We start from the raw sequence: 16,079 nt of genomic DNA, 5'->3' as shown, positions 1-16,079 counted from the left end.
ATATAATGTAACAGCATTTATAAAAAAAATTTGTATTTATAAGAGATATAGTAAATAAAGGATGAATCATGATGGGAAAATCATCAATAGAATATATTAACGAATGGCAAGAGGCTTTAAATATTGAGATTGGATATTTAAAAAAGTACGGAAGCAATAAATATTTATTATTTAATGGAAGATTATTATCAGGTACAGAAGATTACACTTATTATTTTGAAAGTAATCAGTCGATGGTAATTCCAGTTGGATCAATAGTGAAAATTGAATGGGGAAATACAGTAGAAGAGGGAAGAATTCTTTCTTCTGAAGGTAAAGGTGTCATTGTAATTTTAGAAAGCTCAATAGGAGAAGTTATTTCACAAGCATATTTAATGTATGACCCATGGCAATTGCTAGACGAGCTTGCGAGTAGACTAGGTGAAATCAAAAAAAGTAAAAATAAAAGAGCAAGAATAAAAAGGCTGATGGAACCTAAAATGGAGGCAAAGCATCCAATTTCAGAACAATCAAGCAATGTGAAGGAATTGTTTTTACGTTCGAAATACAATCCAGTTACATTTGTGTGGGGACCACCTGGTACAGGAAAAACATACACATTGGCAAGGGTAGCAGCAAATAAATATTTGAAAAATCAAAATGTCTTAATACTCGCTCAAAGTAATGCAGCAGTAGATGTTTTGATGAGCGAAACCTATCATTTCCTGGCTCGTAAAAAGAAGTTTATAGAAGGAGATATTCTTCGCTATGGTAATGTGATGAATTCGACGATTGAAAGTGAAGCTATAACGATGAAATATCTCTTAGAGAAAAGTGATCCGGAACTAACGAAACAAAGAGAAGATGTAAAAGAAGAAAAGAGTAATATTAAGAGTGATTTAGCGAAATCGTTTAGTACAAGAGATTCTCATCAATTGTTGAAGCTGGAAACGAAACTAGCATCACTGTTAGAGAAATTAAAAAGAAAAGAATTGGCTCTTCTGAAAAATGCTCAAATTATAGGGACAACGTTAGCTAAAGCTGCAACAGATTCTTCTATATATGAAAAAAAATATGATGTTGTCATTATAGATGAGGCGAGCATGTGCTATGTGCCACAAGCAGCGTTTGCAGCCTCTTTAGGGAAACGATTAATAATTTGTGGGGACTTTAAACAATTACCACCAATTGCCCATTCGAAGAACAGTATTGTTACAGAATGGCTTAAAGAAGATATATTTCATAAAGCAGGTGTTGCGGAAACGGTTCAGGTTGATTCACTTCACCCGCACTTATTCTTGCTGAATCAGCAGCGACGCATGCACCCTGATGTTTCTTCCTTTACGAATAAACATGTTTATCATTCTCTTGTTAGCGATCATCCATCTGTGATGAGCAATCGTGAAGAAATTGTTGTAAGAAGTCCGTTTCCAAGGCGAGCATCGATTCTTCTTGATACAAGCTTTACAGGTCATTATTGTATTAATGAAAAGCTGTCAGGATCTCGTTGGAACCCATGGCATCTATTCTTATCTTTTCAGTTAATACACGAAGCTTACTTAGCAGGAAATCGTTCAATTGGCTTTGTAACACCTTATAGAGTACAAGCGGAAATGATGAATTACTTGTTAGAGGACTTATATCAAGAGGAAATGTTAACTGACCAAATGATGGCTTCGACCGTTCATAAGTTTCAAGGTAGTGAGCGAGAAGTGATGATTTTTGATAGTGTTGATGGTTGGCCTCAAGAACGACCTGGTATGTTATTAATAGGAAAAGAAAGTGAAAGATTGATCAATGTTGCGATAACTCGGACGAAAGGCAAGTTCATTCATGTCAATAATCGTGATTATGTTAGACGAAAAGTGGGTCAGTTGAAAACATTTCGTAAACTGGTTGAACATCAATATCAAGAGAAACAGGATGTTTCACATCAACAAATTGGTAGATGGGCAACGAATCATCATAAACGGTTGAAATGGATTCATGCGAAGAAAGAAGACATTGTTTGGGAAGATTTATTACTCGCAAAGAAAAGTGTTATTCTCTCAATACCTGAAGGTAGTACATTACCAGATGAATGGATTACTATATTAAATAAAATCAAATCTAAAGCAAGGCTTACGTTCATTACAATTGGTGAACTAGAAGGAATAGCTCCAGACAAAAGAATATATGAGAATTTACCATTTGTATTTGTGATGATTGACGAGAAAGTAGTATGGATTGGACAACCATTTCAATTAATGCGTGGTGTTAGACCACCGCTTGTAGCTGCAAGGCTTGATTCGTCACATTTTTCAAAACAATTTCTCGAACACCTTCCAATTGAAGAGCAATTGTAGATTCGTTGTATAAAAAATGGAAAATTAAGCAAGCTAAAGGATACAATTAATATATGATAAGGAATGATATGATGAGAACCTTATTAAAAGGATTGTTACTTGTATTACTTGTATTTTCGCTGGCTGCTTGTAGCATAAATGATAAAGTAAAACAGGAGAATGAATCATCTGATCAAATGAAGACGAAATCCGTTCAAGTTTTAGTCATTGGTATTGACTCCCGTGGGGAAGCTAATTCTCGAAGTGATGCAATCTTAATTGGTCAATATAATCCACTTAAGAACAGTATTAAACTTGCATCAATTATGAGAGACACGTATGTGAAAATACCGTCGTATTCCAAAGGTCATAATAAAATCAATATGGCTTATTTTCTTGGAGGTAAGGAATTGCTCGTGAAAACCATTAAAGAAAACTTTGGTATTACGATTGATCATGTAGTAACGATTGATTTTCAAGGCTTCACTCATGTTATAGATACAATCGCACCTGAAGGCATTGAAGTTACTGTGACAAAAGAGATGATAGAAGATATGAAATTATCGTTACAGCCTGGGAAACAATTCTTACATGGTGAGGATTTATTGAAATATGTAAGGTTTCGACATGATGCTGAAAGTGATTTTGGCAGGGTAAAACGACAACAGGAGGTAATGGTTAAAGTAAAAAACCGTATAACTGAGGAAATGTCCTCCATAGAACAAGTTGCTTCACTTCCTAAGCTTGTGGAAGGAACGATGAAATATATTGAAAGTGATTTATCAGTTGCTGATACATTGTCACTAATTTCAATGGTTGTCTTACATCCAATCGACAAAGTGGAAACAATGACAATTCCTGTAGATAATGGTTTTACAAATAAAATCTTTGAACATGCAGGTGCTGTTTTGCAAATGGATCAGCCGAAGAATATCGAAGCATTGAATAGCTTTTTCAATACACCTAAAGCCGTAAATAATTAATATTTAATAAGAGTTGACTAGCATGATATTATCAACAAAAAAAGCAATGTATTGTATAATGGGTATTACAATCAATATTTTGAAGGAGCGACAGTATGAACGATACTCATGTTTACACGAAGAAAGAGGAGATTGTTAATGCAATTACACATGGTATAGGTGTATTGTTAAGCATAACTGCTCTTGTATTTCTAATTATATATGCAGCTAAATATGGAACTGCATGGCATGTAACTTCTTTTTCGATTTATGGTGCTACCATGATTCTGTTGTATGTTTCTTCGACATTAGTGCATAGTTTTCCAGAAGGTAAAGTGAAGGATCTTTTTGAGATATTCGATCATTCTGCTATATATTTATTTATTGCGGGAACATATACACCATTTATGCTAGTAGTACTTAACGGAGCTTTAGGTTGGACGTTATTAAGTATTATTTGGGCAATTGCAATAGGTGGTATCATTTTCAAATCCTTCTTTGTGAAGAAGTTTATGTTTATTTCGACTGTACTGTATGTAGTCATGGGCTGGTTGATTGTAATTGCTTGGAATCCGTTAGTTGCAACGCTTCCAGAAGCAGGTATTAAATTGTTAGTACTTGGAGGAGTTCTATATACTGTTGGTGCAGTCTTCTATGTGTGGCGAGGTTTTCTATTCCACCATGCAGTGTGGCATCTATTTGTATTAGCTGGATCTGCAGCCCACTTTTTTGCAATCCTTTACTATGTTACTCCGATCAACATATAATTTTCTATTTAAAAGCAGTGTGATTCCCAAGAATCACACTGCTTTTGATTTTATTTACTTAACAAGAAAAGTATATCTTCAGCTACTTATTTTTGCATTTCCGTGCTATAATGTGGCAATAATCTAGCGGTCATTAAACGATTTCGTATGATTACTCCTAAATAGGAGGCTAAAGCAGCTTTTACTAGACCAAGGACTATAAATGGTGCTGCCCCCGATAAAATCGCTGTGATCCATGTTAAATCACTAGATAATTTCAACCAAACAGTACCGAATACAAGGGCAACTATCATTCCAATTGTATTTGCAATCATTGCATTGGTGAAGTTTAATTTTGTTTTCTCAATGTATAATCCAGTTAGGAATGCTGCTGGAATAAAGCCAACAATATACCCACCAGTTGGTCCTAACACAATGCCAAGCCCGCTAGTCATAGAAGAGAAGACTGGAATGCCCACTATACCTAGTAATATATACAGTAATACAGATAATGTTCCATATCTTGCACCTAGAATTGTAGCGGCTAAACCTACTGCCAATGTTTGACCCGTAAAAGGTACTGGCGGTATAGGGATAGAAACTTGGGCTAACAATCCAATAATTGCGGCAAATAAAGCAGTTAAAATAAGAAACTTTAATCGGTCTCGTTTCATAAGTGCTCCTTTCAATTAAGTAAACTATTATAATAACAAGTTAACATATATGAATTTTATGGCACAATGGCTATAGTTGTCAACTAATTTAACTTACGAGAGAAAGTATCAAAGGGTGGGATGTAGAATGAATAAGTTAAAAGGGTATACAATGGTTGTGATTGCATCTTGCCTTTGGGGAGTTTCAGGAGCCGTTGCTCAAAAGTTGTTCTCTAACAATGGAATGTCAGTAGAATGGCTTGTCACAATTCGTCTAGTTATTTCGGGTTTACTAATCTTATTGTTTGCAAGTTTTGGGAAAGGGAAAGCACATATTATTTCTGTTTTTAAGCATAAATCATATATGGTTCAAGTTGTTATTTTCGGAATAATCGGAATGTTAGGGGTTCAATATACATTCTTTATTACTATTGATGAAAGTAACGCCGCGGTTGCGACGTTATTACAATACATCGCTCCAGTTTTCATTACGTTATATTTCTTAATAGTATTAAAGATGAAGCCATCTTTACTAGAATTAATGGCTATTCTTCTTGCATTAACAGGAACGTTTTTATTATTAACCAACGGGTCTATTCAAACGATCTCTATTACTCCTAAAGCATTACTATGGGGATTAGGATCTGCTATAACGTTAGCGTTTTATACAATTCATTCTGGATAGATGGTACGACAGCTACCATCTATAATTGTTGTAGGATTTGGTATGTTAATCGGTGGGCTATTTATGTGCTTTTTTCAATCACCGTTTGATGTATCGACAGCTGGCTGGAATATAAATGTGATTTTACTTATCGTATTCGTTGTTATTTTTTGAACAATAGTACCTTTTTTCTTGTTTATGGATAGTATGAGATATATTAGTCCGAAAGACTCAAGTTTACTAGGATGCACTGAGCCGCTATCAGCGATTGTTTTGTCGATTGTTTGGTTACAAACACCATTTGGTATGTATCAAGCAATTGGAAGTGTCCTCATTCTATTGATGGTTTTATTACTTGCGATGCGCCCATCAGAAGAAAGTGAGAACAAAAAAATTGTGATAGAAGAAAAAGTATAATCATATAAGGAAAAGACGCTATAATATAGTGTTTTTTTCCTTATTTTTTTATTATCAAGTAGACTTGGAATACTCTCCTTTTTGCGAATACTTGAATATTGACATAGATTGTTCAATATTTCACAAACTTTTTTGTTCATTTTCTGTTTATAATAAAAGCGTAGAAAGAGAAAACGTACTAGTAAAGAGGAGTGATGATCCATGATGGTTTGCGAATGGAAGCCATTTAGTACAGATTTAAAAACATATTCAAAAGAAGAATTTGAAGAAATGATTGGTGATGAATTTCAAGCAATGCAATTTGAAGAGAATAAAGATTTACCATCAATTATTTGGACAACCAATTACGTTTGTATTGTAAAAGAAAATGCACGAATCATTAGTGATGTTTCTTTTACAAAAATACCGCGTAATCCAATTTGTGAATAATAAAAATGTAAAGCTAGCCTAAAAAGAAGCTAGTTACTTTTAAAAATAAACATGCTCAATACTTCACAAACTTTTTTTGTGGTGTTATATGCTTAATGTAAATAGGAGGCAGTACCAAATGACAGAAGTAGCAAAAGGTAAAAAACCAGAAGTGAAAGAAGAAAATCAAGTGCAAGTAATGATAGATGAGCTCGCTGCAAAAGGTAAGAAAGCACTAAAAGAATTTATGGATGTTGACCAAGCTACAATTGATAACATTGTTAGAGAAATGGCTTTAGCTGGTTTAGACAAACATATGGAACTAGCGAAACTAGCTGTTGAAGAAACAGGTCGAGGCGTTTATGAAGATAAGATTACAAAGAACATCTTTGCAACTGAATATATATATCACAATGTAAAATATGATAAAACAGTTGGAATTATAAATGAGAATACATTCGAAAATGTATATGAGATTGCGGAACCAATTGGTGTTGTAGCTGGGGTTACTCCTGTAACAAATCCAACATCAACAACAATGTTCAAAGCGATTATCTCTATTAAAACAAGAAACCCAATTATTTTTGCTTTCCATCCATCTGCGCAAAAATGTAGTGCTGAAGCAGCCAGAGTTCTTCGCGATGCAGCTGTAAAAGCTGGAGCTCCTGAAAACTGCATTCAATGGATTGAAAAGCCATCAATCGAAGCAACAAAATTATTAATGAATCATACTGACGTAGCATTAGTTCTTGCTACAGGTGGTGCTGGAATGGTTAAGTCAGCGTACAGCACTGGTAAACCTGCTCTTGGTGTAGGTCCTGGTAACGTTCCATGCTATTTCGAAAAAACAGCTAATGTTAAGCGTGCTGTAAATGACTTGATTCTATCTAAAACATTCGACAACGGTATGATTTGTGCTTCTGAGCAAGCGGTAATTATCGATAAAGAAATTTATCAAGATGCAAAAGATCAATTAGCATATTATGGCTGCTACTTCTTAAATGCAGAAGAAAAGAAAAAAGTAGAAAAACTAGTTATTAATGAAAATACATGTGCAGTTAATGCTGATATCGTTGGTAAACCAGCATATGTAATTGCTAAAATGGCTGGCGTTAAATTACCAGAAGATACTAAAATCTTAATTGCCGAATGTAAATCAGTTGGATCACAAGAGCCACTTTCTAGAGAAAAATTATCTCCAGTATTAGCATGCTTTAAATCACAAAGCACTGAAGACGGAATTCGTCTTGCTGAAGAAATGTTAGAATTCGGTGGATTAGGTCACTCAGCTGTTATCCACTCTGAGAATCAAGAAGTTATTGAAAAATATGGTTTACGAATGAAAGCTTGCCGTATTATTGTAAATGCTCCATCTTCTCAAGGTGCAATTGGAGACATCTATAATGCATATATGCCTTCATTAACACTTGGTTGTGGATCTTATGGTAATAACTCAGTAAGCCAAAACGTAACAACAATTCATATGTTAAATATTAAGAAAATGGCGATGAGAAATGTGAATATGCAATGGTTCAAAGTTCCGCCAAAAATCTATTTCGAAAAGAACTCTATTCAATATTTAGCGAAAATGCCAAAAATTAAAAGAGCATTTATCGTTACAGATGAAGGTATGGTTAAGCTTGGTTATGTAGATAAAATTCTTTACTACTTAAGAAAGCGTCCAGATTATGTACACTGTGAAATCTTCTCAGATGTAGAGCCAGATCCATCAATTGAAACAGTTATGAAAGGTGCAGAAATGATGAGATCATTCGAGCCAGACGTAATTATTACACTTGGTGGAGGATCTGCAATGGATGCTGCAAAAGGTATGTGGTTATTCTATGAGCATCCAGAAGTACCTTTCCATGGTTTGAAACAAAAATTCTTAGATATTCGTAAACGTGTGTTCAAGTATCCAAATCTTGGACATCGTGCTCAGTTTGTTGCGATTCCAACAACATCAGGAACTGGTTCTGAAGTAACAAGCTTCACTGTTATTACTGATAAAGAGAACAACGTTAAATATCCATTAGCAGATTACGAATTAACACCAGATGTGGCAATCATTGATCCACAATTCGTTATGACTGTACCACCATCAGTAACTGCTGATACTGGTTTAGACGTATTAACTCACGCTATTGAAGCTTATGTTTCAAATATGGCGAATGATTATACAGATGGTTTATGTATGAAAGCTATTGAATTAGTATTCAAATATTTACCAAGAGCTTATCGTAACGGAAGCAATGATGAAGAAGCTCGTGAAAAAATGCATAATGCATCAACAATTGCTGGTATGGCATTTGCGAATGCTTTCTTAGGTATTAACCATAGTCTTGCTCACAAAATGGGGGCTGAATTCCACATTCCTCACGGTAGAGCAAATGCAATGTTAATGCCACACGTTATCCGTTACAATGCTACAAAACCGAAGAAGTTTACTGCATTCCCTAAATATGAGCACTTCATTGCTGATAAGCGTTATGCAGAAATTGCAAAAATGCTAGGTTTACCATGTAGCACTACTGAGGAAGGTGTAGAAAGTCTAGTACAAGCTATTATCAAACTTGCGAAAGAAATGAATGTAACAATGAGTGTCGCTGACTTTGGCGTATCTCAAGCAGAGTTTAATAGCAAAGTAGATTATCTTGCAGATAAAGCATTTGAAGATCAATGTACAACTGCAAATCCAAAGCTTCCTTTAGTTACTGAGTTAGCAGAGATCTATAAAAAAGTTTATAAAGGGGTTTAAAACTCCCTTTATATAAATCATCATCTCCTTTGGCCCTATTCCTTGTGGATAGGGTCCTTTTTGCTATTTCAAAAGGGCAGGTCATTGTTTGTATATGCGGCTTTAAACATTAAATATTGGGCACGAAACGTATCAAAAGTTATTTCATGCTCTGTAAAATCAAGTTGTTCCATAAAAGCTTCAACAATATGCGCGTTTTCTTCGTTTAACAAACCGGTGACATATAATTTATATGCGAATTGATCTAAAATAGGATTGATCATAAGTTATCCCACTCCGTTCTCATGTGTTAGGTATATTCTGTCACTTTTTACGGAGCTATATACAAAAAAGATGTTGTACTATAAGGATATAGTGTTTTAGATTTTTACATTTACGAGAAAGTCAATCTTCTTCCTATTTATCCCGTTCTAACTGGAGCTAAGACTAACAAATTTCTCATAACCTATAACGATGGGCTAAAAAGCGTAAAAAGGCGTCTTAAAAGTGATTAATCACTTTTAAGACGCCTCTTTCCTTATTATTTATACATTTCGTCGATTTGAGCTTGTAGGTCTTTATCTTCTAAGAACTCATCATATGTCATCATTTTATCTACTACACCTTTTGGCGTAATTTCAATTATGCGGTTCGCAATTGTTTGAACGAACTGATGGTCATGAGAAGCGAAGATCATAGAACCTTTATAAGAAGTTAAACCGTTATTCAATGCTGTGATTGATTCAAGGTCTAAGTGGTTTGTTGGCTCATCTAATAATAGTACGTTTGCACCGCTAAGCATCATTTTTGACAGCATACAACGAACCTTTTCTCCTCCAGAAAGAACGCTAGCTTTCTTCAATACTTCTTCTCCAGAGAATAGCATACGTCCTAAGAAACCACGTAGGAAGCTTTCGCTATCATCTTGAGGTGAGAATTGGCGTAACCAGTCAACAAGTGTTAAGTCGCTACCTTCAAAGTACTCAGAGTTATCGTTAGGGAAGTAAGCTTGAGAAGTAGTTATTCCCCATTTGAAGTTTCCGTTGTCAGCTTCCATTTCTCCAGCAAGAATTTTGAAAAGCGTCGTTTTCGCTAACTCATTACGTCCAACAATCGCAATTTTATCACCTTTGTTCATGATAAAGTTAATGTTGTTAAGAAGTTGTTCACCTTCAATACTCTTTGAGATATTCTCAACACGTAGTAAGTCATTACCTACTTCACGATCTTGTGTGAAGTTAACATATGGATAACGACGTGATGATGGTTGAATATCATCTAATGAAATTTTATCAAGCAATTTTTTACGTGAAGTTGCTTGTTTCGATTTAGAAGCATTTGCACTAAATCGAGCAATAAAGGCTTGTAACTCTTTAATTTTTTCTTCTTTCTTCTTGTTAGCATCTGAAGTTAACTTAAGAGCTAATTGGCTTGATTCATACCAGAAATCATAGTTACCAACGAAGATTTTAATTTTACCAAAATCTAAGTCAGCGATGTGCGTACATACTTTATTTAAGAAGTGACGGTCATGGGATACAACGATAACTGTGTTCTCAAAATTGATTAAGAATTCTTCTAACCATTTAATTGCTTGTAAGTCTAAATGGTTGGTAGGCTCATCTAGTAGAAGAACATCTGGCTTACCGAATAAAGCTTGCGCAAGAAGTACTTTTACTTTCTCGGAACCTGTTAATTCGCTCATTTTCTTATCATGTAAGTCTTCCGTAATTCCAAGACCTTTAAGCAGGATAGCAGCTTCTGATTCAGCCTCCCAACCGTTTAAGTCGGCGAATTCACCTTCAAGCTCAGCTGCACGCATTCCATCCTCATCAGAGAAGTCTTCCTTCATGTAGATGGCATCTTTCTCTTGCATTACTTCATAAAGACGTTGATGTCCCATAATAACTACTTTCATAGCTTCGAATTCTTCATATTCGAAGTGATTTTGCTTTAAGACAGCAAGTCTTTCGTTTGGTCCCATTGAAACATCACCAGTTTGTGCTTCAATTTCACCAGAAAGAATTTTCAAGAATGTTGATTTACCAGCACCATTAGCACCAATTAAACCATAACAGTTTCCAGGGTTGAATTTTATATTTACATCTTCAAATAATTTACGGTCTCCGTATCTTAAGCTTACGTTAGTAACGGTAATCATTTACGAGCATACCTCCAAAATTTTCTTTATAATATCAAGGTTTTGTTGACTCATTAATATTGTAATGAGCTCTAAAAATAAAAACCGGTGATTTATTTAAGATTTACTATATGATTGACGCATTTTAAAATATAGCATCAAACATTAATTATAGATTAGTTGGTATGTATCTTCAATACAGTAGGGATTCAAATTATAAATTTCTTTTTATTTACAATGAAGAATGATGTTTGGAAGGTTAATCATATGAATCTAGATGATGGGGAGAAACGGGGCATATATGATTCGTTTGTTTATGTATTGTTTTTTAGTAAAAGCCGTCTTCTTATGGGAATAATAAGAAAGCCGGCTTTCATTCGAAAAATTAATTCGCTGTGATTATGCCACTGTTAGCGATATTGTTGACAGCTTGGTGTAAGGTTGCTTCATCTTGTACAAGAGCAATCCTAACATACCCTTCTCCTGAAGGTCCAAACGCAATTCCAGGAGTTACGGCAACTCCAGCACGGTTCATTAATTCAAACGCGAATTGTTTCGACGTCCAGTTACTTGGTAATTCAGCCCATACGAACATCCCTGCTTGAGGTGCTTCAACTTTCCAGCCAATTTCATTTAATCCATTTATTAAACAATCACGTCGGCTTTTATAAATGACTCTTGTTTGTTCGTTAAATTCCGCACCTTGCTGTAAAGCTAATGTAGCGGCATTTTGAATAGGGTAGAATACACCATAATCCAAGTTTGACTTTAATTGCTTAAGAGCTGCAATAATCTCAGTGTTGCCTGTAGCGTATGCGATTCGACATCCTGCCATGTTATAACTCTTGGAAAGAGAATTCATTTCAATGCCGACTTCTTTACTCCCTGGTAGTGATAAGAAGCTAATTGGTTTCGCATCGCTATAATACAATTCAGAATAAGCAAAGTCATGTAGGATGATTATGTTAAATTTCTTCGCAAACTCAATAGCAGCTTGAAACATTTCTTTCGTTGCCATAGCTGGTATAGGGTTTCCAGGGAAATTCAAGATCATTAAAGATGCTTTCTTAGCAATTTCTTCAGGAATACTTGTGAAATCAGGAAAAAAGCTATTTTCTTTCTTTAAAGGCATAAAGAAAGGCGTTGCACCTGCCATGGCTATTCCGGTTGCATAAGCGGTGTAACCAGGGTCAGGAACTAAAATGATATCACCTGGGTTAGCTAATACCATTGGCAAATGTACTAATCCATCTTGAGATCCCATAAGTTGAAGTATTTCAACTTCAGTATCTAATTCGACATCGTAATTCTTCTTATAAAAGGCGCCGACAGCATCATGAAAATTCTTTGTACCAGCTAATGAGTATCCGTATTGATTACTATTCAGCGATAATGAACCAATTGCATCTTTAACAAAATCAGGTGGCGGTAAATCTGGGCTTCCGATACTCAAATCAATAATTGTTTTACCTTCTTTCAGCTTTTCAGATTTGTATAGCGCAAGTTCAGTGAATATTGATGATGAAAAAGAATTCATTCGTTGTGCAAGTTTAATTTTCATATAGTTTTTCCACCTTAAACGATAGTGATTATTTTGAATATACACAATTATTATACTTTAAGATGATGCCTAAATGTTAAGTTGATAGGTTTTTTAGAAAAATACTATAATTAATGCAGATGAACTATACTTATGTATTTAAAAATGATACAGTTAAATGCAGTGTGCACAATGTGTATACGTAGAAGGAGGCTTACTACTAAATGAATAATTTATTTGCAGGTGAAATTGTAACTTTAAAAGTTGACCGCAAAACTGAATTTGGCTATTTCCTAACAAATGGTACGAGTGAAAAAAAAGAAGACGATGTTCTTTTACCTAATAAAGAAGTAAATGGTGAAATCGAAATTGGACAAGAATTAGATTTTTTCCTATTTAATGATAAGCTTGGAAGATTGACAGCATCAATGACTATTCCTGAAATTACATTAGATAAGTTTGGTTGGGGAGAAGTTGTTGGTTCACGCAGAAATCTAGGTGTGTTTGTTAATGTCGGTGTTACAAAAGATGTTTTAGTCTCTTTGGACGAAATGCCTTTACATGCTAAACTATGGCCAAAGGCAGGAGACCGTTTATATATGTGTTTATACACCGATAAAACAGGTCGTTTGTTTGGTTCATTAGCAACAGAAGACATCATTATGGAAGATCTTTTCAAACCAGCGCCTGAGAAAATGTACAACAGAATCGTTAAAGGTTATATATACAAGACGAAAAAAGTTGGTAGCTATTTAATTACAGATGAAGGATATCGTTGCTTTATTCATGAAAAGGAAAGAGATAAGGAGCCTCGATTAGGTCAATATGTGGAAGGCCGTGTAATTGATCAAAAAGAAGATGGCTCATTAAATGTATCACTTCTTCCTTTTGCACTTGATAAAATGAAAGAAGATAGCGATATTATTCTTGAATATTTAGGTATGCGTGGTGGAGCAATGCCTTTTAGTGATAAGAGTGCGCCTGAAGATATTATGGAGACATTTAACTTAAGTAAAGCAGCTTTCAAACGCGCTTTAGGAAAGTTGATGAAAGAAGATAAAATTTATCAAGAAGACGGATGGACATATACAAGTGACCGTCGGTAAATAAAAGAGAGGCTATTCCGCAATGGAAAGCCTCTTTTTTTATGGTTTACGTATTATATGGTTCTTACGCTTTCTTTTGCACGCTTTTACGTTTTGCAAAAGGCATCCACCAGTTCCATTCACCTAATAATTTCATTAGCGATGGCACTAGCAACAATCGAATAATTGTAGCATCGATAAAGATAGCTAATGCAATACCAATTCCTATTTGTTTAACAGGCACAACATCTGTAAAGGCAAATGCTCCTGTTAAAACAATCATAATTAAAGCGGCCGATGTGATGATTTTACTTGTTGATGATAGACCGACAATCGTAGCTTCATCATTGTTCCCTGTTTCGTGATAGGCCTCGTGAATGCGTGAGATTAGAAAGACTTCATAGTCCATGCTTAAACCAAATACAATACTGAAGACAAATACAGGAATGATTAAGGCTATATTAGAAGGGTCAAGTCCGAAATGGCCTTCTTGGAAAATCCATACAAGGATTCCGAATGTAGAAGTGAGTCCTACAACATTCATGATGATCGCTTTCAATGGAATAATAATTGAACGGAAAGCAAATAACAGGATGAAGTAGGTACTTACTAAAACAATAGCAATACCAATCCATACTTTATCAAATATTTCATCGAAAATTTCTTGATTGAATTTGGCTTCTCCACCTATCAGTAGTGGTACATCATAATTCTTCGTGCTCCATTCGCGTACCCAATCTTGTGCTTCCGTAGATGTTGCTTTAGCTTTTAATGTAACAGGGATTAATAATTGGTTTTCATTAATAAATTGGTCAATAGCTGGTTGTAATGCTGTTTTACCAGCAGGTTGCTGTAACATGCCATATAACTGCTCGCTACTTTCAGTTTTGGAAATGCTGTAAAGAGTAGTAGTCGATTTCACAAGCTTATCTTTTTCAAGATCTTTTATGATTGTCTCTAAATCTTGTAATCCTTGTTCACTTGTCCATGAACCATCGCGTTTGGCTATCATATAGACGGTAGCATGATCTTTTAATTGAAACTTGTCATTCATAATGGAAAAAGCTTCACGGGATTCATAGGAAGTTGGCAATGAATTCTCATCTGGTATTGATAGAACAATATCTTTAACGGGAATGATACCAGCAATTAAAATGAGAGTGGCTACCAAACTAATGATGATTGGTCTTTTCATAACAGCTTCTGCGAAAGTACGCCACTTCTTGCTACTGTCTTTGTTTGTTTTAAAAACAATACCTTTATCTAAATGCTTTCCTAAAAGCAATAATATAGAAGGAAGCAATGTCATAGAAGAAATGACAGCGACCGCAACTACTACCATTCCACCAATTGCAACAGTTTTAAATATATCAATTTCAATTATCAACATAGCTGCTAATCCTATAAAGACGCAAATAGCAGAGAAGATAATCGATTTACCAGCAGTGCGAATAGTAGTAATAACGGCTTGCTTTATATCGTTATTCTTTATCTCTTCTTTATAACGATTGATAAACAGTAATGCAAAATCAATGCTAAGAGCAAGGCCAATCATCGGAACAACATTAAGTAAGAAAACGGACAAGTTAAGATGATCACCAAGAAGCGTAAGAATACCTAGTGAAACAATAACCGTTAAAGCACCTACAATGATGGGGACAATTGCCGCTACTATACTGCTAAATGCGGCTAGCAATACAAGTAAAGCAACTGGGAGCCCGATCATTTCCGCTCGCATTAAGTCGTGTTGACTAGCTGTATTCATATCTTCACTGAAAACGGGACTACCTGTTAACATCGTATGATCGTATTTTTCTGTAATGTCACGTACTTGTTCAACGTAGGGTGACATATTGTCTTTATCTACATTGAAATTAAGTACAGTGTATGCTATATCTTGCTTGCTTTGTTCCTTGTATGTAAGTGGTGATTGAATGCTTGACGTAATATTGAGTTTTTCTATTTTGTTTGTCACTGTGGCAATATGTTTTTCGAACTCTTGCTGTGTTTGTTTTTCGTTTTTCTCGAAAACTACAAACATAGAGTTTTTGGGAAAATCAAAAGTTGAAGATAATTCTTTTTGTACTTGTTCAAACTCCCCTTCCATTTCAAAACCATCACCTTTAAGTTTTGAAGGTAAATCAATAGCAAAGAAAGCTAATCCAATGGAAATAACTAACCATATTGCAAGTGAGAATTTATAATGTTTAATGATATGTTTAGCGACATGATACATAATGTGTCCTCCTTTCATGTACCTATTTATTATGAAAGAAAAAAATCGAAAGATAAAGCATAAAACAACCATTTGTATATAAGAAAGTTTTGTCATAAAATAATATGATAGTTTATTTTTCAGAGTATGATAGATTTGAATGTAATATATTATAAGAGTTTGTTTTAATTTTTATTTATCCCGTTCAA

At 34.8% G+C, this 16,079-nt stretch carries 14 protein-coding genes; 9 read left to right on the top strand and 5 right to left on the bottom strand.

What is annotated here, in order from left to right; all coding sequences use genetic code 11:
- Positions 1 to 71 precede the first annotated feature (71 nt).
- The 3 genes from V7014_RS24970 to trhA all read left to right on the top strand — a co-directional run bounded on the left by V7014_RS24970 (position 72) and on the right by trhA (position 4,032).
- Entirely contained in the window at positions 72 to 2,324 is a 2,253-nt protein-coding gene (locus tag V7014_RS24970) for an AAA domain-containing protein (protein ID WP_335511451.1), read from the top strand.
- 71 nt (positions 2,325 to 2,395) lie between these two features.
- Complete coding sequence (locus V7014_RS24965) at positions 2,396 to 3,286, top strand: LCP family protein (protein WP_335511449.1); 891 nt, start codon at positions 2,396 to 2,398, stop codon at positions 3,284 to 3,286.
- Between the two features lie 95 nt (positions 3,287 to 3,381).
- On the top strand, positions 3,382 to 4,032 hold the full coding sequence (trhA, locus tag V7014_RS24960) for a PAQR family membrane homeostasis protein TrhA (RefSeq protein WP_335511447.1): 651 nt from the start codon (positions 3,382 to 3,384) through the stop codon (positions 4,030 to 4,032).
- An 86-nt stretch (positions 4,033 to 4,118) separates the two neighbouring features.
- Here trhA and V7014_RS24955 read toward each other — a convergent pair whose 3' ends face one another.
- Complete coding sequence (locus V7014_RS24955; protein ID WP_335511445.1) at positions 4,119 to 4,685, bottom strand: biotin transporter BioY; 567 nt, start codon at positions 4,683 to 4,685, stop codon at positions 4,119 to 4,121.
- 127 nt (positions 4,686 to 4,812) lie between these two features.
- Here V7014_RS24955 and V7014_RS24950 point away from each other — a divergent pair, with 127 nt between their 5' ends.
- The 5 genes from V7014_RS24950 (at position 4,813) to adhE (ending at position 8,911) form a co-directional block, all read left to right on the top strand.
- The gene (locus V7014_RS24950; RefSeq protein ID WP_335511443.1) at positions 4,813 to 5,349 is read left to right on the top strand and encodes a DMT family transporter; all 537 of its coding nucleotides are present in this window, start codon (positions 4,813 to 4,815) and stop codon (positions 5,347 to 5,349) included.
- Positions 5,350 to 5,502 carry a hypothetical protein gene (locus V7014_RS24945; RefSeq protein ID WP_335511441.1) on the top strand — a complete coding sequence of 51 codons (153 nt, stop codon included), beginning with the start codon at positions 5,350 to 5,352 and terminating at the stop codon, positions 5,500 to 5,502.
- A gap of 3 nt (positions 5,503 to 5,505) precedes the next feature.
- Complete coding sequence (locus V7014_RS24940) at positions 5,506 to 5,745, top strand: EamA family transporter (protein ID WP_335511453.1); 240 nt, start codon at positions 5,506 to 5,508, stop codon at positions 5,743 to 5,745.
- A gap of 201 nt (positions 5,746 to 5,946) precedes the next feature.
- On the top strand, positions 5,947 to 6,174 hold the full coding sequence (locus V7014_RS24935; protein ID WP_335511439.1) for a hypothetical protein: 228 nt from the start codon (positions 5,947 to 5,949) through the stop codon (positions 6,172 to 6,174).
- 118 nt (positions 6,175 to 6,292) lie between these two features.
- Positions 6,293 to 8,911 carry a bifunctional acetaldehyde-CoA/alcohol dehydrogenase gene (gene adhE, locus V7014_RS24930; RefSeq protein WP_335511437.1) on the top strand — a complete coding sequence of 873 codons (2,619 nt, stop codon included), beginning with the start codon at positions 6,293 to 6,295 and terminating at the stop codon, positions 8,909 to 8,911.
- Positions 8,912 to 8,979: 68 nt separating this feature from the next.
- Here the strand turns inward: adhE and V7014_RS24925 are convergent, their stop codons facing one another.
- From V7014_RS24925 to V7014_RS24915, 3 genes are all read right to left on the bottom strand, one after another.
- On the bottom strand, positions 8,980 to 9,174 hold the full coding sequence (locus V7014_RS24925) for a hypothetical protein (RefSeq protein ID WP_335511435.1): 195 nt from the start codon (positions 9,172 to 9,174) through the stop codon (positions 8,980 to 8,982).
- A gap of 257 nt (positions 9,175 to 9,431) precedes the next feature.
- Positions 9,432 to 11,051 carry an ABC-F family ATP-binding cassette domain-containing protein gene (locus tag V7014_RS24920; protein WP_335511433.1) on the bottom strand — a complete coding sequence of 540 codons (1,620 nt, stop codon included), beginning with the start codon at positions 11,049 to 11,051 and terminating at the stop codon, positions 9,432 to 9,434.
- Between the two features lie 364 nt (positions 11,052 to 11,415).
- Entirely contained in the window at positions 11,416 to 12,591 is a 1,176-nt protein-coding gene (locus V7014_RS24915; protein WP_335511431.1) for an LL-diaminopimelate aminotransferase, read from the bottom strand.
- 203 nt (positions 12,592 to 12,794) lie between these two features.
- Here V7014_RS24915 and V7014_RS24910 point away from each other — a divergent pair, with 203 nt between their 5' ends.
- Positions 12,795 to 13,676, top strand: a complete 882-nt coding sequence (locus tag V7014_RS24910) for a CvfB family protein (RefSeq protein WP_335511430.1) — start codon at positions 12,795 to 12,797, stop codon at positions 13,674 to 13,676.
- A 64-nt stretch (positions 13,677 to 13,740) separates the two neighbouring features.
- Here V7014_RS24910 and V7014_RS24905 read toward each other — a convergent pair whose 3' ends face one another.
- Positions 13,741 to 15,891, bottom strand: coding sequence for an MMPL family transporter (locus V7014_RS24905; protein ID WP_335511428.1), 2,151 nt, complete (start codon positions 15,889 to 15,891; stop codon positions 13,741 to 13,743).
- Positions 15,892 to 16,079: the final 188 nt, after the last annotated feature.

The organism is Bacillus sp. JJ722, from assembly GCF_036963345.1.
In the GTDB taxonomy this organism is placed as follows: domain Bacteria; phylum Bacillota; class Bacilli; order Bacillales; family DSM-1321; genus Bacillus_AD.
This window is presented reverse-complemented; position numbering and strand designations above follow the sequence as displayed.